This is a genomic window from Rhodococcus sp. 06-1460-1B (genome assembly GCF_002258475.1).
Taxonomy (GTDB): Bacteria; Actinomycetota; Actinomycetes; order Mycobacteriales; family Mycobacteriaceae; genus Rhodococcoides; species Rhodococcoides fascians.
In genome coordinates, this window is sequence record NZ_NOYS01000020.1 from 54,873 (window position 1) to 75,001 (window position 20,129).

General features: G+C 64.9%; 21 protein-coding genes. 13 read left to right on the plus strand and 8 right to left on the minus strand.

The window, feature by feature from the left end; all coding sequences use genetic code 11:
- Positions 1–30: 30 nt before the first annotated feature.
- The gene (locus CH268_RS10830; protein ID WP_094663949.1) at positions 31–1,293 is read left to right on the plus strand and encodes a Mur ligase family protein; all 1,263 of its coding nucleotides are present in this window, start codon (positions 31–33) and stop codon (positions 1,291–1,293) included.
- Positions 1,286–1,990, plus strand: a complete 705-nt coding sequence (locus CH268_RS10835; protein ID WP_094663951.1) for a type 1 glutamine amidotransferase — start codon at positions 1,286–1,288, stop codon at positions 1,988–1,990. Before CH268_RS10830 ends, CH268_RS10835 begins: the two co-directional genes overlap by 8 nt.
- A 20-nt stretch (positions 1,991–2,010) precedes the next feature.
- On the opposite strand, the gene CH268_RS10840 is transcribed toward CH268_RS10835, so the two are convergent.
- The 3 genes from CH268_RS10840 to CH268_RS10850 form a co-directional block, all read right to left on the minus strand.
- Positions 2,011–3,048 carry a hypothetical protein gene (locus CH268_RS10840; protein ID WP_094663953.1) on the minus strand — a complete coding sequence of 346 codons (1,038 nt, stop codon included), beginning with the start codon at positions 3,046–3,048 and terminating at the stop codon, positions 2,011–2,013.
- A gap of 96 nt (positions 3,049–3,144) precedes the next feature.
- Entirely contained in the window at positions 3,145–3,753 is a 609-nt protein-coding gene (recR, locus tag CH268_RS10845) for a recombination mediator RecR (protein ID WP_027494532.1), read from the minus strand.
- Positions 3,754–3,762: 9 nt separating this feature from the next.
- Positions 3,763–4,101: a YbaB/EbfC family nucleoid-associated protein gene (locus CH268_RS10850; protein ID WP_027494533.1), complete on the minus strand. Its 339-nt coding sequence runs from the start codon at positions 4,099–4,101 to the stop codon at positions 3,763–3,765.
- A gap of 132 nt (positions 4,102–4,233) precedes the next feature.
- Here CH268_RS10850 and CH268_RS10855 point away from each other — a divergent pair, with 132 nt between their 5' ends.
- Complete coding sequence (locus tag CH268_RS10855; protein WP_139278370.1) at positions 4,234–4,884, plus strand: hypothetical protein; 651 nt, start codon at positions 4,234–4,236, stop codon at positions 4,882–4,884.
- Here CH268_RS10855 and CH268_RS10860 read toward each other — a convergent pair.
- Positions 4,881–5,315 (minus strand): SRPBCC family protein, encoded by a 435-nt coding sequence (locus CH268_RS10860; protein ID WP_094664069.1) that lies wholly within the window; start codon positions 5,313–5,315, stop codon positions 4,881–4,883. The genes CH268_RS10855 and CH268_RS10860 overlap by 4 nt on opposite strands.
- Positions 5,316–5,573: 258 nt before the next feature.
- On the opposite strand from CH268_RS10860, the gene CH268_RS10865 reads away from it, so the two are divergent.
- Positions 5,574–7,019 (plus strand): FAD-binding oxidoreductase, encoded by a 1,446-nt coding sequence (locus CH268_RS10865; protein ID WP_176457917.1) that lies wholly within the window; start codon positions 5,574–5,576, stop codon positions 7,017–7,019.
- A complete protein-coding gene (locus CH268_RS10870) occupies positions 7,016–8,332 on the plus strand; it encodes a class I SAM-dependent methyltransferase (protein ID WP_094663955.1) in 1,317 nt (438 codons plus the stop codon). The genes CH268_RS10865 and CH268_RS10870 overlap by 4 nt, the downstream gene beginning before the upstream one ends.
- A 52-nt stretch (positions 8,333–8,384) precedes the next feature.
- On the opposite strand, the gene CH268_RS10875 is transcribed toward CH268_RS10870, so the two are convergent.
- Both CH268_RS10875 and CH268_RS10880 read right to left on the minus strand, forming a co-directional pair.
- Positions 8,385–9,167 (minus strand): alpha/beta fold hydrolase, encoded by a 783-nt coding sequence (locus CH268_RS10875; RefSeq protein WP_094663957.1) that lies wholly within the window; start codon positions 9,165–9,167, stop codon positions 8,385–8,387.
- Positions 9,168–9,195: 28 nt separating this feature from the next.
- The gene (locus CH268_RS10880; RefSeq protein WP_094663959.1) at positions 9,196–10,128 is read right to left on the minus strand and encodes an oxygenase MpaB family protein; all 933 of its coding nucleotides are present in this window, start codon (positions 10,126–10,128) and stop codon (positions 9,196–9,198) included.
- A 23-nt stretch (positions 10,129–10,151) separates the two neighbouring features.
- On the opposite strand from CH268_RS10880, the gene CH268_RS10885 reads away from it, so the two are divergent.
- The 3 genes from CH268_RS10885 to CH268_RS10895 are packed head-to-tail and all read left to right on the plus strand — an operon-like array spanning position 10,152 to position 13,427.
- Positions 10,152–10,721: a TetR/AcrR family transcriptional regulator gene (locus CH268_RS10885; RefSeq protein ID WP_032364581.1), complete on the plus strand. Its 570-nt coding sequence runs from the start codon at positions 10,152–10,154 to the stop codon at positions 10,719–10,721.
- A 28-nt stretch (positions 10,722–10,749) separates the two neighbouring features.
- Positions 10,750–11,010 (plus strand): acyl-CoA-binding protein, encoded by a 261-nt coding sequence (locus CH268_RS10890; RefSeq protein ID WP_032364582.1) that lies wholly within the window; start codon positions 10,750–10,752, stop codon positions 11,008–11,010.
- A gap of 50 nt (positions 11,011–11,060) precedes the next feature.
- The gene (locus CH268_RS10895; RefSeq protein ID WP_094663961.1) at positions 11,061–13,427 is read left to right on the plus strand and encodes an FdhF/YdeP family oxidoreductase; all 2,367 of its coding nucleotides are present in this window, start codon (positions 11,061–11,063) and stop codon (positions 13,425–13,427) included.
- Between the two features lie 6 nt (positions 13,428–13,433).
- Here CH268_RS10895 and CH268_RS10900 read toward each other — a convergent pair whose 3' ends face one another.
- The gene (locus tag CH268_RS10900) at positions 13,434–14,108 is read right to left on the minus strand and encodes a GntR family transcriptional regulator (RefSeq protein WP_048316783.1); all 675 of its coding nucleotides are present in this window, start codon (positions 14,106–14,108) and stop codon (positions 13,434–13,436) included.
- A gap of 102 nt (positions 14,109–14,210) precedes the next feature.
- On the opposite strand from CH268_RS10900, the gene CH268_RS10905 reads away from it, so the two are divergent.
- Together CH268_RS10905 and CH268_RS10910 are read left to right on the plus strand one after the other, a co-directional pair.
- On the plus strand, positions 14,211–15,728 hold the full coding sequence (locus CH268_RS10905) for an aldehyde dehydrogenase family protein (protein WP_371828751.1): 1,518 nt from the start codon (positions 14,211–14,213) through the stop codon (positions 15,726–15,728).
- Between the two features lie 2 nt (positions 15,729–15,730).
- Positions 15,731–16,633, plus strand: coding sequence for an oxygenase MpaB family protein (locus tag CH268_RS10910; protein ID WP_094663963.1), 903 nt, complete (start codon positions 15,731–15,733; stop codon positions 16,631–16,633).
- A gap of 16 nt (positions 16,634–16,649) precedes the next feature.
- Here CH268_RS10910 and CH268_RS10915 read toward each other — a convergent pair whose 3' ends face one another.
- Positions 16,650–17,702: an alpha/beta hydrolase gene (locus CH268_RS10915; protein WP_094663965.1), complete on the minus strand. Its 1,053-nt coding sequence runs from the start codon at positions 17,700–17,702 to the stop codon at positions 16,650–16,652.
- A gap of 344 nt (positions 17,703–18,046) precedes the next feature.
- Here CH268_RS10915 and mihF point away from each other — a divergent pair, with 344 nt between their 5' ends.
- The 3 genes from mihF to CH268_RS10930 all read left to right on the plus strand — a co-directional run bounded on the left by mihF (position 18,047) and on the right by CH268_RS10930 (position 20,118).
- Complete coding sequence (gene mihF / locus CH268_RS10920) at positions 18,047–18,361, plus strand: integration host factor, actinobacterial type (RefSeq protein WP_008712632.1); 315 nt, start codon at positions 18,047–18,049, stop codon at positions 18,359–18,361.
- Between the two features lie 82 nt (positions 18,362–18,443).
- On the plus strand, positions 18,444–18,926 hold the full coding sequence (locus CH268_RS10925; protein WP_027494547.1) for a cation:proton antiporter regulatory subunit: 483 nt from the start codon (positions 18,444–18,446) through the stop codon (positions 18,924–18,926).
- A gap of 19 nt (positions 18,927–18,945) precedes the next feature.
- The gene (locus tag CH268_RS10930) at positions 18,946–20,118 is read left to right on the plus strand and encodes a cation:proton antiporter (protein ID WP_027494548.1); all 1,173 of its coding nucleotides are present in this window, start codon (positions 18,946–18,948) and stop codon (positions 20,116–20,118) included.
- Positions 20,119–20,129: the final 11 nt, after the last annotated feature.

Below are 20,129 nucleotides of genomic sequence, written 5' to 3' on the forward strand. Positions count from 1 at the left end.
CGCCACCCTGTTCTGTGCCAGACTCGGCGGATGGCTGAACTGGGTGAGCGCAGACGTATCGGCGCCCGTGGCCGCGTGGCATTACGCGCGGCGGAGCTGGCGACGTGGGCGTCCCGGAAGGCGGGCCGAGGCAAGGGCTCGATGATCGGTGGTCTGGTCGCGCTCAAGATCGATCCGACCATTCTGGGCGGCCTGGGCCGAGGGCGACGCACCGTCATCGTCACCGGCACCAACGGCAAATCGACTACGACGCGGATGACGGCCGCAGCACTGGCCACTCTCGGCGACGTCGCCACCCAGGCCGACGGAGCGAACATGGATGCCGGCATCGTCGCGGCATTGCACGCTCATTTCGACGCGGAGCTGGCGGCCCTGGAGGTCGACGAACTCCACGTCCCCCACGTATCCGACGCGGTCGATCCCGCGGCGATCGTGCTGCTGAATCTCAGTCGCGACCAGCTCGACCGTGTCGGCGAGATCAACATGATCGAGCGAGCCCTGCGCGCCGGGTTGGCCCGTCATCCCGACACCGTCGTCATTGCGAACTGCGACGACGTCCTCGTCACCTCGGCGGCGTTCGATGCGCCGAACGTCGTGTGGGTCGCCGCGGGCGGCGGCTGGGCCGGCGACTCCGTCAGCTGCCCGCGTACCGGCGAACCCATCGTCTGGGACGGCGAGCACTGGTACAGCACCGGAAGCGATTTCAAGCGTCCAACGCCGGATTGGTGGCTCGACGACGAGAATCTCTACGGCCCCGACGGGCTCGTTCTGCCGATGACATTGGCGCTGCCCGGAAAGGCCAACCGCGGCAACGCAGCTCAGGCCGTGGCCGCAGCCGTCACTCTCGGCGCAACGCCTGCAGACGCCGTCGCAGCGGCATCGGGAGTCGACGAGGTGGCCGGACGCTACTCCACCGTCCAGTACGGATCGCATTCCGTCCGAATGCTTCTGGCCAAGAATCCCGCCGGATGGCAGGAAGCGCTGTCGATGATCGACCCCACGTGCGACGGTCTCGTCATCGCCGTCAACGGACAAGTACCCGACGGTGAAGACCTGTCGTGGCTGTGGGACGTGCGTTTCGAGCACTTCGAGGACGTCGCCGTCGTCGCGGCCGGTGAACGTGCGACCGACCTGGGCGTCCGCCTGCTGTATGCCGGTTCGCAGCACACCACCATCGCAGATCCGTTGCAGGCCATCGCATCCTGCCCGCCGGGACGCGTCGAAGTGCTGGCCAACTACACCGCGTTCCGCGATCTCGGTCGCGCACTGGCACGGGAGACCAAGGATGTCTGAGTCCACCGTTCGCATCGGCCTCGTTCTGCCCGACGTCATGGGCACCTACGGCGACAACGGCAATGCCCTCGTTCTCCGCCAGCGACTGCGGATGCGCGACATCGACGCCGAGGTCGTGCACATCACGCTCAACGATCCGGTCCCGGATTCGTTGGACGTGTACACCCTTGGTGGAGCAGAGGATTCGGCTCAGCGCCTCGCGACGCGTCACCTCACCCGATACCCGGGCCTGCAGAACGCAGCTGCTCGCGGTGTGCCGGTACTCGCTATCTGCGCCGCGATCCAGGTGCTCGGGCACTGGTACGAGACCTCCGCAGGCGAACGCGTCGACGGTATCTCCCTCTTCGACGTGACCACCGCGCCCCAGGCCACCCGATCCATCGGTGAAGTCGTCACCGAACCCACGCTCGACGGTCTCACCCAGAAGCTCAGTGGATTCGAGAACCACCGCGGCGGAACGACACTCGGTCTAGACGCGGCACCACTCGCCAAGGTCACGCACGGGGTGGGTAACGGTGTCGGCGACGGACGTGAAGGCGTCGTGCAGGGTTCGGTGCTGGGCACCTACATGCACGGGCCGGTACTCGCCCGAAACCCGGAGTTGGCGGACTACCTACTCGAACGGGCGCTGGGCACCACCCTCGCTCCCCTCGACCTCCCCGAGGTTGCGCAACTCCGCAGGGAGCGGCTCCGGTAGTGCCTGCGGCAGTGGTGTGGTTATGTGCCCTCGGCGGCACCTAACCGCACCACTGGGCAGCACTTCTTGCAGGCATACGACGCATCCACCCACCCTTCGCGCACCAGAACATCACGCACTTCGCGGTACACCCCGCAGGGGTCCGTCGACACTTCGTGCCATCCGTACACCAGCCGCGGCCGCCCACTGAGCTCGGCAGCGTTGTCTCGCAACCTGTCTCGGAACCTCACACTGCTCGCCGCGTGGAACTGCTGGCCGTCCAGACGAACGATCAGACCCTCGGCGCCGTATTCGACGTCCTCGAACACCACCCGGTCACCGATGTGGTGTGGCGCTTGACGGCGACCGGCGGGCAGTCCGTGCGCCTGCTCGACGTCGATCGCATAGCGAAACTCGAGAACGGACTGGACGCCACCTGCCAACAGGGAGAGGACGTCGAGCATGATTTTCTTGTACCGCCGCGGACGCCGCAGTTCGATCTTGCGACGCATTGCCGGGATGGACACTTTTCCGTTGGTCATGGCCGCCACGAAAGCTGCTGCGGCTTCTGGGGCAGTCGGCGCGGACGCGGCCAGGTCCATGACTGTGTCTTCCTTGCTCGTCCGACGCGGCTCGGTATCGACACCGATGTGTTCGATGGCCAGAGACCGATGCACCACCACCCCGGGATGGATGCGCGCATTGCTCAGCGACGTCGGCCGCGTCAGAACATGCCGCATCGTCGGTGGCTGGCTGATGGCCGAACACGGGCGAGGGACCGTGAGGTGAATCGGCCCGGCAGACTCCCGCAGCATTCCCCACTGATACGCGGCGGTGTCATGGCTCAGGATCGCGCCCCCGCCTCCGTACAGCAGCGTCGCTTGCAGCTCCATATCCCTGCTGAGCGGACCGTTGGTCAGACAGATCACGTTTCGAAACACTCGCAGCCACCGACCGGTTTCGACATGGTGGCGGATTGCCTTCGGCGTGAACCCGAATGTGCTGAGCTGAACCGAGGTCATCAAACCGTGCTGATCGTCGAGAACGGACTGCGGTATGCGGGTCCCGTCGTTTGTCATGGCGGGATATTGCACCAGGGGTACGACAAGTGCCTGCGGCAGTGGTGCGGTTATGCGCCGCCTGGGGCACTTAACCACACCACTGCCTACGGCATCTCACATACGACGCCTACCGGTGAGAGCTCGGCCGAGTGTCAGTTCGTCGGCGAATTCGAGGTCTCCGCCCATCGGCAGGCCGGAGGCGAGACGGGTGATGGCGAGACCGGGGAAATCGCGCATCATCCGAACCAAATACGTAGCCGTTGCTTCGCCCTCGGTGTTGGGGTCCGTGGCGATGATGACCTCGGTGACGTCGACGCCGTCGTCCTGAGTTCCCACGCGGGTCAACAACTCTCGGATGCGCAGCTGGTCGGGGCCTACTCCGTTGAGTGGGTCGAGCGCTCCGCCGAGTACGTGGTACCGGCCTTTGAATTCGCGCGTACGTTCCACGGCCTGAACGTCTTTGGGCTCTTCGACGACGCAGATCATGGACCTGTCGCGTCGGGAGTCGGCGCAGATTCGGCACAGTTCCTTGTCCGATACGGTCCCGCAGACGATGCAGAACTGCACGCCGTCGCGGATGCGCTGCAGCGCGCGCATGAGGCGATCGACCTCGGGCGGCTCGACGGCCAGGAGGTGAAACGCTATGCGCTGAGCGCTCTTCGGACCGACGCCGGGAAACTTTCCCAGCTCGTCGATCAGATCCTGTACGGGACCTTCGTACACTCGTCTCGCCTAGAAGCCGGGTAGTCCGAGGGAGCCGCCGCCGAGACCGCCTGCGAGGGGGCCGAGCTTCTCGCTCGCTACGTTCTGCGCTGCCTTCGACGCGTCGGCGATGGCACCGATCACCAGGTCCTGCAGTGTCTCGACGTCGTCGGGATCCACGATCTTGGGGTCGATGGTCAGTCCGACCACTTCGCCCGTTCCCTTGACGGTCGCCACGACGAGTCCGCCGCCGGCCTGACCGGTGACCTCGGTTTCGGCGATCTCCGCCTGTGCTGCCATCAGTTGCTGCTGCATCTGCTGAGCCTGCTGCAGAATCGAGGCCATGTCGGGCTGTTCACCGGGTTGCACTGTGCCGTCCTCTCGCGTGGGTCGAAGCGAGCTCCAGCGTAGTCGCACGGTGTCGGAAGACGTTCGGCCGCACGATCGGGTTCGACACTCGACTGACGTTCCGTCAGTTCTGAGCCCACGTAGCCTGAGGGCATGAACGCGCCGGCGAGCTCGACCCCTCGCAAGCGCCGAGTGACTCCCGAAACCATGGCAGAGGCAGGCATCGCCCTGACGCTGCCCAAGGTGACGGTGAAGTCGGTCGCCGACGCGCTGGGCGTATCGATCGTCGCGATCTACAACAACATCGACGGCCCGACCGCGCTCAAGGCCCTGGTCGCCGAGGAGATCCTGCGACGCTGGTCGCCGCCGCTCCCCGGAGACGACGAGTCGATGCACGACGCGTTGCTGGGACTCTCGTCCGCGTTGCGGGTGCTCGTACTCGAGAACCCGGGCATCGCCGAGTATCTGATCGGACTGACTCCCAGTTCCGTCGACGCGCTGCGCATGGCCGACACCGTGCAGACCCGATATCGAGTGCGCTACGAACTGACTTCCAAGCAGGCGACGTGGGCCGTCATCACCGTCAGCGAACATGCACTGGCGTTGGCGCAGATGGTGTACAACGCCGATCGCCGCGACCGTGAGTACGACGACGCGATCGCGGCGCGCACCGACCTCGACACCCTGCCGGGGGCCTACGACACGATCGACCGTGGACCCGACGGGATGTTTCTGTGGTCGATGCGCACCGTGGTGGTCGGCACGTTGGCGTTGATCGAAGAGCCGGATTTCGAGCGGGTCTAGATCAACTCGCGGCGCAGGTTGTCGAGGGTCGCGGCCTGGATCTTCTTCAATCCGAGGGGCGCGAACGTCTTCTCGAAGAATCCGCCGATTCCTCCGGCACCCGCCCACTCGGTCGTCGTGGTGACGACGGTGCCGTTGCCTTCGGGGGCGACGGTCCAGGTGGTGACCATGGAGGAGTTGGCGTCGCGTTCGGTGATGGTCGAGCCGGAGACCGTGACGGCTGCGCTCACGTTGCGCACTCGCTTCTCGGTGGCCTGCAGGGTCCATTCGGCCACGGTGCCGTCGCCTTGTCCGCCCTGCACCACCCGGTAGTCACGATACTGCTCGGGAAGGATGCGGGGCCGCACGGTTTCGTAGTCGGCGAGCGCGGCGAGCACCTGATCGGGTGTGGTGGCGATGGTGGCGGAACTGGATGCGCTGACCTGAGCCACGAGAACGTTCTCCTTCGAGTCGATTGGGGTTGTGTTCTCCATCCTGCCTCGCGTCGCTCCCGATGTCGGCACTGCCGCCGAGAGTGTGTGAGGTGGTTCACATACGATCAATTGTCATCGGAAAACACATGCATGATGCAACCATTTGTCCGAATAGTTCTGTTTGAGCCGGCCGATTCGACAACAGTTGCGTGAAGTTTCACCGGACCGTTGGCAGCTTCGGTGGATACCGAGCAGTACGAGATATAGCGTCTACTCGTGGCTTCAGTGAATGCTCTTCTCGGACGACGGCCAGAACCGAGGGAGAGCGGTTACGCAGCGCATCGGTCGGGTGTCGAGAAGTTGCTTCGCAGCTATCGCGCAATACCGACCGACGCGACGGTGCGTCTGGCTAAGACGACGTCCAACCTGTTTCGGGCCAGGACGACCTCGAAGACGCCGGGACTCGACGTCTCGGGATTGAGCAAGGTCGTCACCGTCGATGCCGCGGCTCGCACCGCCGACGTGGCGGGGATGTGCACGTACGAGGATTTGGTCGACGCGACGCTGCCCTACGGCCTCGCCCCTCTCGTCGTTCCGCAGCTCAAGACGATCACCCTCGGCGGCGCGGTCACCGGACTCGGCATCGAGTCGACGTCGTTCCGCAGCGGGCTTCCGCACGAGTCGGTACTCGAGATCGACGTCCTCACCGGTAGCGGTGAGATCCTCACGGCAACACCCGAGGGCGAGCACGCGGACCTGTACTGGGGCTTTCCCAACTCGTACGGCACTCTCGGCTACTCGACGCGGCTGAAGATCGAACTCGAGCCGGTACTTCCGTTCGTTGCCCTGCGCCACTTGCGATTCTACGATCTGGACACGCTTCAAACGACGATGGACACCATCGTCGCTCGGCGTGAGTACGACGGCATCGAAGTTCAGTACCTGGACGGCGTCGTCTTCAGCGCCGACGAAAGCTACCTCACTCTCGGGGTTCAGACCGACGAGCCCGGACCCGTCAGCGACTACACCGGTGCCGACATCTTCTACCGCTCGATCCAGCATTCGTCGGACACTCCGAAGACCGATCGGCTCACCATCCACGATTACCTGTGGCGCTGGGACACCGACTGGTTCTGGTGCTCGCGTGCGTTCGGAACCCAGAACCCCCGGATCCGACGCTTCTGGCCGCGCAAGTACCGGCGCAGCAGCTTCTACTGGAAATTGATCGGCCTCGATCGCAAGTACGACATCGCCGATCGACTCGAGAAGCGCAAGGGAAATCCGCCGCGCGAACGCGTCGTACAGGACGTCGAGGTTCCCATCGAACACACCGCCGGATTCGTACGCTGGTTTCTCGACGAGATTCCGATCGAGCCGTTGTGGTTGTGCCCCTTGCGTCTTCGCGAACCGGCCGCCCCCGGAGCCGATCCGTCCCGGCCGTGGCCGCTGTACCCGCTCGAGCCCAAGCGCACCTACGTCAACATCGGCTTCTGGTCGTCGGTGCCGATCGTGCCCGGTCGACCCGAGGGTGCCGCGAACCGCGCCATCGAGAAGAAGGTCACCGAGTTCGAGGGGCATAAATCGCTGTACTCGGACGCTTACTACACCGAGGATGAATTCGCCGTTCTCTACGGCGGCGAGAAATACAGAGAACTGAAGAAGAAATACGATCCCGAATCCCGATTGCTGGATTTGTACTCGAAGGCGGTGCAGCGCAAATGACGACGTTCAAGGACTCCGGCAATCGCACGGTGAACGGGCCACAGAAACTCAAGATCTCCGAGATCCTCGAGCTGATCTCCGACGGCAACATTCCCCTGCGTTTCACCGCGTACGACGGCAGCGTGGCCGGCCCCGAGGATGCCAAGATCGGCCTCAACCTCAAGAGCCCACGCGGAACCACCTATCTCGCAACAGCTCCCGGTGATCTCGGCATGGCCCGCGCCTATGTCTCCGGCGACCTGGAGGCCACCGGTGTTCATCCCGGCGATCCCTACGAACTGCTCGCTCTGATGGGCGACGAGCTCCACTTCCGCCGCCCGTCGGCCATGACCTTGACCTCGATCGCTCGGTCGCTCGGCTGGGACTTGCTGCGTCCCATCGCTCCTCCACCCCAGGAGGCGATTCCGCGGTGGCGTCGCATCGCCGAAGGTCTGCGGCATTCCAAGACACGCGATGCCGAAGCGATCCACCACCACTACGACGTGTCCAACAGGTTCTACGAGATGGTCCTCGGTCCCTCGATGACGTACACCTGTGCGGCATTCGAGAACGTCGAGCAGTCTCTGGAGGCCGCGCAGGAGAACAAGTATCGGTTGGTGTTCGACAAACTGGGTCTGCAGCCCGGTGATCGCCTGCTCGACATCGGGTGCGGCTGGGGTTCGATGGTGCGCTACGCAGCGCGACGCGGAGTTCAGGTCATCGGTGTGACTCTCTCGCAGGAGCAGGCCTCGTGGGCGCAGAAGGCCATCGAGGATGAGGGTCTGTCGGATCTCGCCGAGGTTCGCTTCTCCGATTACCGCGACGTGCCCGAGACGAATTTCGACGCGATCTCGTCGATCGGGCTGACCGAGCACATCGGAGTCGGCAACTACCCGGCGTACTTCACGTTCATCCAGTCCAAGCTGCGTGACGGTGGTCGACTGCTGAACCACTCGATCACCCGGCCCGACAATCGCGCGCACGCCAAGGCAGGCAGCTTCATCGACCGGTACGTCTTTCCCGACGGGGAACTCACCGGATCGGGTCGCATCATCACCGAGATCCAGGACGTCGGCCTCGAGGTCCGGCACGAGGAGAACCTGCGCGAGCACTACGCGCTGACCCTCGCCGGGTGGTGCCAGAACCTGGTGGACAACTGGGATGCGTGCGTCGCCGAGGCCGGCGAGGGAACCGCCCGTGTCTGGGGCCTGTACATGGCCGGGTCCCGTCTGGGATTCGAGCGCAATGTCGTTCAGCTGCACCAGGTTCTGGCGGTCAAGCTCGGACCGAAAGGTCAGGCCGACGTACCTCTGCGTCCGTGGTGGAACGACTGAGCCTTGTGAGTGGAACTTCGTAGCAGGCTACGAGGTTCCACTCACAAGGGAGCTAGCGACCGGTCGCCCGCAGGATGACTCGGGCGGTTTCGGTCGGCTGATCCCAGTGCGGGAAGTGTCCGCATTTGTCGAACCAATGCAGGGTGGCGTCGGGGAAACGCTGCATCGCCACCTCTGCCTGGCTGGGCGTCGTCACCTTGTCCTGACGGCCCCAGCCGATGAGTAGCGACCCCTGCAGGGAACCTTTCGGGGCACCCTGCTGCTTCGGCCCGTGGATCAGCGCCTTGCGAGCGGTATCGAGCGAGGGTGAAGTCTTGGCAGAGAAGCCCTTCAGCTCCCGTTCGACCAGTCCGCTCGGCAGTTTCCACGGCGCGGCCGAGAACTGCGCCAGCGCAGCGGTTCTGGTGATCGGGTTCCCGGCCAGGAAGGGCACCAGCGGTTGCGCCCGCTTCATCAACGCCAGCGACGCCGTGATGGTCGCCCCGAACACCTTGACCTGACGGTCGTTCCAGAAGCCGCCCGGATCGAGGGCCACCATCGACCCACGGTGACCCCGACGGGCCAGTTCGACGACCATCCGCGCGCCCATGGAGCTGCCGACGAGATCGGCGTCGGACAATCCCTCGTTGTCGAGGTATTCACGCAGGGCATCGGTCAACGACGCGATGGACACGTCGGCCAGCGGCGGTGTCCGTCCGAACCCGGGGAGATCGAGGGCGATGACCTCGCGGTGCTCCGCGAGCGCCGGGACGATCGGATCCCAGTTGTGGTGCGAGGACCCGAGCCCGTGGACGAGGACCAGCGGCGACCCGCTGCCAGTTCTGACGTTGTACATACCCGCGTCGTACCCGGAGACCGGAAACCTACACTTTCGGGCTGTAGTGCGACGGGTGCGAGCGACGCTGCGCCGGCGGCAGATTGCGGGCGGGCGTGTGCACCAGAGGAGCCGATTCCGGCCTGCGGCCCGCCACGCGATCCCAGCCGGCCCGGGCGCGCGGATGGAGTCGGCGACGACGCGGCACCAGCCCGAACGCGAGGTTCACCGCCCTGCCGAACACCGCGAACCGTCGTGCGTCCCGCTCCGACCAGGTGTATCCCAGTAGCTCCCGGACGGGCGGGTCGTAGAGCCCGACGGTGATCCAGACGAACAACGATGCCACCGGTCTGCGCAGCACGGCCCACACTCGTTCCGGCAGCCAGGAGGCATACGGCGGCGGTCCGAGCGCGGACAGATCCAGTACTCCACGTGCAGCCATGTTGTCTTCGAGCACGTGTGTGCACATGTGCTCCCAGTACTTCTGGAATTCGGCCCAGGTCTCGGGCACCGATCGCATGCTCATGCCGTAGAGCCGGTACCACTGCACGTGCTCGTCGAACAGTTGCAGTTTCTGCGTTTCGGTCAGTCCGCCCATGAAACGGTCGGCGGTGAGCACCGTGCCCATGAAGAACGTCGCGTGTGCCCAGTAGAAGGTGTCGGGATCGAGGGCGTGGTACGTGCGCCCTTTCGAGTCGATTCCCTTGATGTCGTTGTGGTAGCCGCGAACCTGGTGGGCTGTCTCCTCGGCGCGGTCGCCGTCGAACACCACTCCCCCGATCGGATACAGGGAGCGGTAGAGGCGCTGCCATCGCTCGTCGAAGAACGTCGAATGCTGTTCGACGCCCGCTCCGAGGCCCGGGTGCATGTTCTGCATCGACCCCGCCCACACGCCCTGCAGCATCCCGCGCCAGTCACCGAAGTACTTCCAGGTGAGCGAGTCGGGACCGAGTGGGACGGGTCGATCGAACTGACTACGCATGTTGTCAAAGTAGCCTCGACAACATGCGTAGTCAACAGTTGGAAGAGCGCAGATCCAAGCGATACGACGCGTTGCTCGATGCCGGGATCGAACTCCTCGGCGCGCAGGAGGGACCTGCAGTCAACGTGCGCGCCGTGTGCCGCGCAGCCGGACTCACCGAGCGCTACTTCTACGAGAGCTTCACCGATCGCGACACGTTCGTTCGCGCGGTCTACGCCTGGGTAGGGGCCCGGGCGCAGGAGGCCCTGGAGAACGCCGTCGCCGGAGCATCACCGAAGGACGCTGTGGCCGCGCCCGTCCGGGCGTTCGTCGAAATCGTCGTCGACGAGCCTCGGATGGGACGAGTGCTGCTGATCGCTCCGTTGGCCGAACCTGCGCTGAGCCGACGCGGACTCGACCTGCTGCCCGGGTTCGTCGAACTGGTTCGTGCCCGGCTACCCGAGTCCGCCGACCGGCAGCTCGTCGCCGTCGGAACCGTCGGCGCGTTGACGGCTCTGTTCATCGGTTTTCTGGACGGCACCCTCGACGCCACTCGCGACGCTCTCGTCGCGCACTGTATTCGCATCCTCGAGCAGGCCGCCGTGCAAGGATGACGGCACCTACAGCCGAAGGAGCTCGTTCATGTCCGATCTCGACCAGTCGTTCGCCGATGCGCAGGTTGACGTCAAGAAGCTCACGTCCAAGCCGAGCAACGACGATCTGCTGCGCCTGTACTCGCTCTTCAAGCAAGGTTCGATCGGAGACGTGACGGGTAAGCGTCCCGGACGGCTGGACATGGTGAATCGGGCGAAGTTCGATGCATGGGCGAAGCTCGAAGGTACGAGCCAGGATTCAGCGAAACAGCAGTACGTGGATTTGGTGACCGCGCTCCTCGCCGGCTGAGCCTTCGGGCTATTGTCGGTTTTCGGGGGTAACGCAACGAAGGGACCCGCATGAGACGCACCGACAGCGACGTCGACGAGGCCGAGCTCGATATCGAGAAGCCGAAAACCCATGCGGCAGGTGCCACCGCCGTTGCGGTGTCGATGAAGCGCGCGCTGGGACACATGGGTCCCAAGCGCACCGCGCAGACGCTCCTCAAGCTGAACCAGGCCGAGGGCTTCGACTGCATGAGCTGCGCGTGGCCCGATCCCGATCCGGGTCATCGGCACGCCGCCGAGTTCTGCGAGAACGGTGCCAAGGCCGTCGCCGAGGAGGCGACGACGACGCGAGCCACTCCGGAGTTCTTCGCGCAGCACAGCATTGCCGAGCTCGATGCGCACACCGAACACTGGTTGGGTCAGCAGGGCCGCATCACGCATCCGATGATCAAGCTCCCCGGCGGCAGCCACTACGAGCCCATCGAATGGGACGATGCGTTCCGTCTGATCGGCGACGAGTTGAAGAGCCTGGCCAGCCCGGACGAGGCCATCTTCTACACCTCGGGTCGTGCGTCCAACGAGTCCGCGTTCATCTACCAGTTGTTCGCTCGGTCGTTCGGCACCAACAACATGCCCGACTGCTCCAACATGTGTCACGAGTCGACGTCCATCGCGCTGCAGGAATCCATCGGCATAGGCAAGGCCAGCGTCACGCTCGACGACGTTCACAACGCCGAACTGATCATCCTGGCCGGCCAGAATCCCGGCACGAATCACCCGCGCATGCTCTCCGCCCTCGAGCTGGCGAAGCAGAACGGCGCAAAGATTCTGTCCATCAATCCCCTTCGCGAAGCGGGACTGCTGAACTTCAAGAACCCTCAGACCCCGCGCGGCATGGTCGGTCCCGGTACCGATCTGTCGGATCTGCACCTGCCGATCAAGCTCAACGGCGACCTCGCTCTGTTCCAGGCCCTCGGGGCACTGTTGGTGAAGTGGGACGCCCTCGATCACGAATTCCTCGGCGAGTACACCGTCGGATTCGACGAGTGGAAAGCAAACGTTGCCGAGGTCGATTTCGATCTCGTCACCGAGGTCACCGGCCTGTCGATGCAGCAGATCACCGAGGCCGCCGAGATGCTGCGCGACTCCAAGGCCACCGTCTTCTGCTGGGCGATGGGTCTGACGCAGCATCGCAATGCCGTCGCCACCATCAAGGAAGTCACCAATCTCGCGTTCGCGCAAGGAAACATCGGTAAGGCCGGTGCCGGTTTGCTTCCGGTTCGTGGCCACTCGAACGTGCAGGGCGACCGAACGATGGGCATCTGGGAGCGCCCTCCGGTGGCCTTCCTCGACGCCATGGCGGCGGAGTTCGACTTCGAGCCGCCCCGTGAGCACGGCTTGGACACCGTCGACTCGATCCGCGCCATGCGCGACGGCAAGGCCCATTTCTTCCTCGGCCTCGGCGGCAACTTCGTACAGGCGACGCCCGACAGCGACGTCACGTTCGAGGCGCTGCGCAAGATGCGCATGACCGTGCAGATCTCCACGAAGATCAACCGTTCGCATCTCGTCTGCGGCGAGACCGCTCTCATTCTGCCGACCCTCGGACGCACCGAGAAGGACGTGCAAGCCAGTGGCGAGCAATGGATTTCGGTGGAGGACTCCACCTGCTCGGTGCACTCGTCACGAGGACCACTGAAGCCCGCGAGCCCGTACCTGCGCTCGGAGGTCGCGATCGTCAGCGGAATCGCCGAGGCGACACTCGGCGACCGATACGGTCTCGACTGGAAGGGTTTCCGCGACGACTACCGCAACATTCGCACGCACATCTCGCGCGTCGTCGCCGGTTGCGAAGGGTACGAGGTCAATGTTCGACGCCCCGGCGGCTTCGTCCTACCGCATCCCCCTCGCGACAGCAGGACGTTCGAAACCAAGAGCGGGAAGGGCGAATTCGCCGTCTCGCCGATCGACGTGCTGCAGGTTCCGCCCGGCCATCTGATTCTGCAGACGCTGCGCAGCCACGATCAGTTCAACACGACGATCTACGGCCTCAGCGATCGCTACCGCGGAATCGAGAACGGCCGACGCGTCATCTTCGTGCACCGAGAAGACATCTCGACGCTCGGCTTCCGCGACGGCGACATGGTCGATCTCGTCACCAAGTGGGACGACGACGACGTGGAACGGTGCGCGCCGTCGTTCCGCATCGTCGAGTACGACACCCCGCGTGGGTCGGCTGCTGCGTACTACCCCGAGACCAATCCGCTGATTCCGTTGGATTCTACTGCGCTGCAGAGCAACTGCCCCACCTCGAAGTCGGTGATCATCTCGATGGTTCCGGCGGGAACAGGAGCGCAGGGCACGTCGAACGGTCATCAGGACAACGAGGGTTCGGACGAGGGGCACAAGTCGCACCCCCAGCCGCATCACCTGAGCTGAGCGAACTCAGCTGAACGATCGAACCAGGGTCGCTGCGTCGGTGAACTGATGTCGCATCAGTTCACCGGCGGCCCGGTGATCGGCTCGACGCATCGCCTCGATCAATTCCTCGTGGCCGCGTACCGCCCGTCGTCCCCAGTCGGTGTCGGACGCATGTAAATGCGTCGGGGTGTACTTGACGGCACCGAGCAGAAACCACGCCAACGTGGTGCCGCCTGCGATCTTGTTGATGGCGCGGTGAAACTCGAACTCGCACCGTTCGACGGCATCGGCGTCGGCGCGTGTCACGGCGTCGCGTAGATCGTCGTTGAGGGTGGTCAACTGCTGGAGATGCTCCGCCGTCACCCGGCGGGATGCGCGCTCGGCCAGGGCCGCGGCGATCGTGCCCTGCAACCAGAAGATGTCGTCGATGTCCTGCTGCGTCAGTTCGACGACGCGATAGCCCCGATGCGGGACCGATTCGAGCAGCCCTTCGCCGCGCAACGACACCAGCGCCTCGCGTACCGGGGTGGCACTGACTCCCAACTCGGCTGCGGTCTCGTCGATGCGGACGAACGTCCCCGGCTTCAGCGCACCGGCGACGATCCTTCGGCGGATGCTCACGGCGACGTCCTCGGACAACTGCGGTCGTCGCAGAATCGGCTGTTTCGACGACGCCGTGCGCGTGAGATCGAGGCTCATTCCACATCTCCTGCACAGCGGGGCGGCGGGGGTTGTTGCAACGGTGACGGACGCATAGTGTGTCCTGGACAACATTGAATCACATCAAATATATGTGATGCGATCTGCTGGAGGATAGAGCCCGTGACGGACCAGATCGAACGAACGAACGAGAGCACCTTCGAAAGCCTCGATCCCAGAACGGGTCTCGCACTCGCCACGTACCCGATCGCCGACGGCGCCGAGGTCGAGATCGCCGTGGCCCGCGCCCGCTCGGCCGCCCGGTGGTGGGACGCGCAGGGCTTCGAGGGCCGCAAGCGGTGGCTCCTCGAATTCAAGACCGCGATCGCCCGCGACGCCGCGAGCCTCGCCGCCGTCATCGCCGCCGAAACCGGCAAGCCGGACGAAGACTCCCTGCTGGAAGTCATGTTGGGCGTCGAGCACATCGATTGGGCGGCGCGCCACGCCGGCAAGACCCTGAAACAGCGCAGGGTCGGATCGGGTCTGCTCGCCATCAACCAGAAGGCCTACGTCAGCTACCGCCCGTTCGGCGTCGTCGGCGTCATCGGGCCGTGGAACTACCCGCTCTACACGCCGATGGGGTCGATCGCGTACGCCCTCGCCGCAGGCAACACCGTCGTCTTCAAGCCCAGCGAACTCACTCCGGGTGTCGGAGTCTGGTTGGCCGAGAAGTGGCAGTCGCTCGCCGCTCCCCACCCGGTGTTCCAGACGATCACCGGCGACGGTTCCACCGGCACCGCCCTGGTCGAAGCCGGCGTCGACAAGATCGCGTTCACGGGTTCGACCGCGACGGCCAAGAAAGTCATGGCCACGTGCGCAAAGTCGTTGACGCCGCTGATCGCCGAGTGCGGCGGTAAGGACGCGATGCTCGTCGACGCCGACGCCGATATCTCTGCGGCCGTGGAGTTCGCGACGTTCGGCGCGATGGGCAATGCCGGGCAGACCTGCGCCGGAGTCGAACGAATCTACGTCGCCGCCCCGGTGTACGACCGGTTCGTCACCGAATTCACCAGGGCGGTCAAGGAATTGAAGCCCGGTGGATCGAAGACCTCGTCCTACGGCCCGATGACGCTGGGTAAGCAGAGCGACATCGTCCGCGGCCAGATCGAGGATGCGTTGGCCAAGGGCGGCACGGCATTGGTGGGAGGTCTCGACTCACTGCACGGGCCGTACATCGACCCCGTCGTCCTCACCGACGTTCCCGAGGATTCGACCGCGATCACCGAGGAGACGTTCGGGCCCACCGTCGTCGTCAACAAGGTCCGCGACCTGGACGAGGCCATCGCCCGTGCCAACGCGTCCTCCTACGGTCTGGGTGCATCGGTGTTCACCAAGGACACCGCGGTCGGGCGACGCGCCGCCGAGAAGCTCGATTGTGGTGTCGTGACGGTCAATTCGGTGCTGGGCTTCGCCGGCGTCCCGGCCCTACCGTTCGGCGGAACGGGCGACTCGGGCTTCGGGCGCATCCACGGCGACGACGGCCTTCGCGAATTCAGCACCGTCAAATCACTGACCGTGCAGGGCTTCGCGGCACCGATCGATCTGCTGACGATGAAGCGCAAAGCCCGGAACATGAAGCTCTCGGTGCTGGCGCTCAAACTCCGCCACGGACGAGGCTGACCATGGATATCGCGCCGGGTCGGGGTCGATACGGGTGGTTGCGCCGCGTCGAGGAACTCGACCCGGTCCGCGACTGTCACACCATTCACCGGATCACCGCGGGGTACGAGTTCCCCTGGGACTATCAGCGGGCCCTCGAATTCGCCTTGTTCCGAACCTATTGCGTGCCGACGATCTCCGCTCTGCTGGCCCGGACCGGCGAGTTCGAGAAGCGACCGCAGAAGCGGTACGACGACACCTCGCTGCTGATGTCGGAAATGGTCGAACACGGATACGACTCCGAACGAGGTCGCGAGTCACTGCGGACGGTCAATCGAATGCACGCGCAGTACGACATCTCCAACGACGACATGCTGTACGTGCTCACGACGTTCATCTACGAGCCCATCGAATGGATCGACACCTACGGTTGGCGTCGCCTGCATCCCCACGAGCGGCTCGCGACCTTCCACTTCTACAGCGAAGTGGGTAAACGCATGGGCATCAAAGACATTCCGGAGTCGTACACCGAGTTCGCACAGTTCAAGCTCGATTACGAAGAACGCACGTTCCGCTTCAGCGAGGACAACCGCCGCATCGGCACCTACACCCTCGATCTCTACTGCTCGTGGTTTCCCGCCGCGCTCACCCCGGCCGTCCGGCAGGGCGTGTTCGCGTTGCTCGACGATCGGATGGCGAACGCATTCGGCTTCCCCGCCGGCTCACCCACGCTGGAACGGGCCGCGGTGCGGGCGCTGCGGACCAAGGCCCGCGTGGAGCGTTTCCTGCCCACGAGAAAACACTCACGCACGACAGCCGACGCAGGCAACAAGACCTACCCCGGCTATCCCGTCGGGTACAGCCCGAAAGATCTGGGCACCCAGGCCGCATCACCGATTCGCGGTTGTCCGGTAGCGACGACGTAACTGCGAACTCGACGGGTCAGAGTCCGTCCACCCACCGGCCGAACGCATCGCGAAACTCCCCCGAGAGCGGCAGCGGTGCCAGGGCGGTGTTCGGATCGGCGGGCAGCGGGCCGAGCTCGCCCAGCATGTGCGAGCTGTTGGCGAAGTGCGCGAAGTGGAGATCGGTGTGGCCCAGGGCCACTCGCACGTTCTCGACCTGGCCGCAGGACACGTTCAGGTCCTTGTCCGAGCAGGTCAGGAACGAGGAGTACGAGTCCGGTAGCGCGGCAGCCAGATCCGCCGGGTCCGTGGCATCCGCTTCCCGCAGGAAGGTGGCGCTCTGCCGCAGTCCCAGACCGTCGACGATCGGGTCGGGTTCGGCAGACAGCGGTCGTCCCGCGCGAATATCGGCGACGGCCTGGGCGAAGCGATCCCTCGACGACGCGGCCTGCTCCTCGGTGAACTGGCCGACCGCCACGGCCTCGCCGATGTTGCGATCGACCTGTGCTGTCAGCAGATCCAGGTAGCGGATCGACAACGGCTCGAGCAGACCGACATGGGTGAACGCCGCGCTGTCGGCATCAGCAAGGCGCAATGCCGTCAGCGCGCCCTCGCTGTGCCCGATCACCGTCGTGCGATCTGCCCCGACACCGGTGCGCTGCTGCAGGAAAGCCAGTGCGTCCGCAGCATTGTCGACCTGCGCATCGAAGCCGGGCGGGTTGTTCGGATCCACCCCGGCCAGGCCGGTGCGGCCGCTCCCGAGCTTGTCGAAACGCAGGCTCGCAATACCGCGTCGGGATAGCTCGTCGGCGACGTATGCGGTCGTGTTCAGCTGCAGATCACCCGAGTTCCCGTTGCGATCGGTCGGCCCGCTGCCCGGCAGCACCAATGCCACGCCGCGGGTCTCGCCGACCGGCATGCGAAGGCTGCCGTAGAAGGTGATGCCACCGGACTCGAAGCTGACCTCCGAATCGAGCACGTCGTCGGGTGACCACGGAACGTTGATCGGAGCAGCGGCCGCGGTACCCGCGCCGACGAGCAGGAGCATCGACGCGGCCAGTCCGGCCAGCAGTCCTCGGGTGCGCATCATGCCGCCAGAATAACAATCCGACCGACCGTTCGGATACGGCGTCACTGGCCGTAGCGCTCACGGCACGAGGCTCGCGTCGCCCATCGAAAAACGCACGCGACCGCTCCCGACCGAGCCGGCTCGAGGCGTCGAACACCCAGCACACACCGGCTCCGGAAGGCCGAAGTGCTGGTCGGGGCACACCCCGAATCGGATAGGACGTAGCCTGGCGAGGGAGGTTCGGTGGTTCGACCGTGAATGACACCCGTGTTGTTCGGTTAGATTGGAAGAGCCACCAGGCACGATGCAAGAGGGTCGAGACCTGTCAACGAGCGACGGGTCACCACAATCGAGGAGAACAGGCCATGGCTTTACCAGTATTGACACCGGAACAGCGCACCGCGGCGCTGGCCAAGGCGGCCGAGGCACGCACTGCGCGGTCGAAGCTGCTCGCATCCGTCAAGTCCGGCGAACTGAGCGTCGCTGACGTCCTCGCCAAGGCGGAGAACGACGAGATCGTCAAGAAGACCAAGGTGTCCGCGCTGATCAAGGCCCTGCCGGGCGTTGGATCCGTGCGCGCCGCACAGCTGCTCGAGCAGCTGTCCATCGCAGATACGCGCCGCATCGGCGGCCTCGGCGCAAACCAGCGCGAAGCGCTGCTCGCTGCCGTCGCATCCTGATTCACATTTTCACGGGTCGTTCCTGCAGGCTCCACGCCTGATCCTGCGATAACGCGTTGCCTGCAGGGCTAGCATTTCGACCATGAACGTCGAAGTGACCCTGCTGCCCGGAATCGGGGTGCGGAAAGATTTTGCCCTCGCTTCCGGGCGCCGCATCGGCGTCATCACCCGCAAGGACGGCGCGAACGAGTTGATCGTTTCGCGCAAGGACGACCCCGATGCGACGCAGGCGTCCATCACCCTGAGCAATGAGGAAGCGGCGGCCCTGGGCAATCTGCTCGGGTCGCCGCAACTCATTGCTCAGCTCGGGGAAGAGCATCGCGACCTCCCCGGAATCAACACTCGTCAACTCCCCATTCGCGCGAATTCACGGTTCGTCAGCCGCACACTCGGCGACACCGCCATGCGCACCAAGACCGGAGTATCCGTCGTCGCTGTCATGCGCGCCGGCCAGGTACAACCGTCACCCACCCCCGACTTCACGCTCGCCGCAGGTGACCTGCTGGTCGCCGTCGGCACCGCGGACGGACTGGATGCAGCAGCCAAGTTGCTCGGCAATGCCTGAGATCAGTCGGGGCTGACCCGTGGCCGAGAGCGCGCTCGCCCTCACCGAGCTGGGTGCCGTGTTCTTCGTTCTCGGACTTCTCGCTCGACTCGCCGGCCGGATCGGCGTCTCCCCCATCCCGTTCTACCTGCTCGGCGGACTGGCCTTCGGCAACGGCGGATTCGTCAACCTCGGCGGCATCGACGAGTTCAGCGAGATCGCCAGCGAAATCGGCGTCATCCTGCTGTTGCTGCTGCTCGGCCTCGAATACACCGCAACCGAGCTCGTCACCGGCCTGCGTCGATCGTGGATGGCCGGTCTGGTCGACATCGTCCTCAACTTCGCGCCCGGTGCCGTCGTCGCGCTGCTGCTCGGCTGGGGCGGAGTCGGGGCGCTCGTGATGGGCGGCGTCACCTACATCTCGTCGTCGGGCATCATCGCCAAAGTACTCACCGACCTGGGCCGACTGGGAAACCGTGAAACCCCCGTCGTACTGTCGATCCTGGTGTTCGAGGACCTCGCGATGGCCATCTACCTCCCGATCCTCACCGCCGTCCTGAGCGGAGTCAGCTTCCTCGGCGGACTCGAAGCCCTCGGCATCTCACTGTTCGTCATCACCTTCGTGTTGGTCGTCGCGCTGAAATACGGCAGATTCGTCTCGGCGATCGTCGACAGTCCCGACCGAGAAATCGTCCTGCTCAAAGTCCTCGGATCCGCCCTGCTGGTGGCCGGCATCGCATCGGAACTGCAAGTCTCGGCGGCCGTCGGCGCGTTCCTGTTGGGAATCGCGATCTCCGGCTCGACGGCTGACAACGCGACCCGCGTCCTCGAGCCCCTACGCGACCTGTTCGCCGCGATGTTCTTCGTCGTGTTCGGTCTGGGCACCGACCCGTCGACCATCCCGCCCGTGTTGGGCTGGGCCGTCGTACTCGCCGTCACCACCGCCGCGACCAAGATCGCGACGGGCTGGTGGGCGGCAGGTCGGCAGGGAATCGGTAGGCCGGGACGACTACGCGCCGGTGCGGCTCTGGTGGCGCGCGGAGAGTTCTCCATCGTCATCGCCGGACTGGCCGTCGCCGCGGGAGCTGTCGAAGGCGAACTGGCAGCCCTGGCGACCGCGTACGTGCTGCTGATGGCCATCCTGGGGCCGATTGCTGCCCGCGTCGTCGAACCCGTCGCGAAGGTTGTGCTCCGGACCAAGCCCGCGGTGTGATTGGCTTTTCG

Bases quoted from the DNA above. Each gene is read 5' to 3' on its own strand.
- CH268_RS10830 (WP_094663949.1), top strand. From the start codon at position 31: ATGGCTGAACTGGGTGAGCGCAGACGTATCGGCGCCCGTGGCCGCGTG.
- CH268_RS10835 (WP_094663951.1), top strand. From the start codon at position 1,286: ATGTCTGAGTCCACCGTTCGCATCGGCCTCGTTCTGCCCGACGTCATG.
- CH268_RS10840 (WP_094663953.1), bottom strand. From the start codon at position 3,048: ATGACAAACGACGGGACCCGCATACCGCAGTCCGTTCTCGACGATCAG.
- CH268_RS10855 (WP_139278370.1), top strand. From the start codon at position 4,234: ATGAACGCGCCGGCGAGCTCGACCCCTCGCAAGCGCCGAGTGACTCCC.
- CH268_RS10870 (WP_094663955.1), top strand. From the start codon at position 7,016: ATGACGACGTTCAAGGACTCCGGCAATCGCACGGTGAACGGGCCACAG.
- CH268_RS10875 (WP_094663957.1), bottom strand. From the start codon at position 9,167: ATGTACAACGTCAGAACTGGCAGCGGGTCGCCGCTGGTCCTCGTCCAC.
- CH268_RS10880 (WP_094663959.1), bottom strand. From the start codon at position 10,128: ATGCGTAGTCAGTTCGATCGACCCGTCCCACTCGGTCCCGACTCGCTC.
- CH268_RS10885 (WP_032364581.1), top strand. From the start codon at position 10,152: ATGCGTAGTCAACAGTTGGAAGAGCGCAGATCCAAGCGATACGACGCG.
- CH268_RS10890 (WP_032364582.1), top strand. From the start codon at position 10,750: ATGTCCGATCTCGACCAGTCGTTCGCCGATGCGCAGGTTGACGTCAAG.
- CH268_RS10895 (WP_094663961.1), top strand. From the start codon at position 11,061: ATGAGACGCACCGACAGCGACGTCGACGAGGCCGAGCTCGATATCGAG.
- CH268_RS10900 (WP_048316783.1), bottom strand. From the start codon at position 14,108: ATGAGCCTCGATCTCACGCGCACGGCGTCGTCGAAACAGCCGATTCTG.
- CH268_RS10910 (WP_094663963.1), top strand. From the start codon at position 15,731: ATGGATATCGCGCCGGGTCGGGGTCGATACGGGTGGTTGCGCCGCGTC.
- CH268_RS10915 (WP_094663965.1), bottom strand. From the start codon at position 17,702: ATGATGCGCACCCGAGGACTGCTGGCCGGACTGGCCGCGTCGATGCTC.
- mihF (WP_008712632.1), top strand. From the start codon at position 18,047: ATGGCTTTACCAGTATTGACACCGGAACAGCGCACCGCGGCGCTGGCC.
- CH268_RS10925 (WP_027494547.1), top strand. From the start codon at position 18,444: ATGAACGTCGAAGTGACCCTGCTGCCCGGAATCGGGGTGCGGAAAGAT.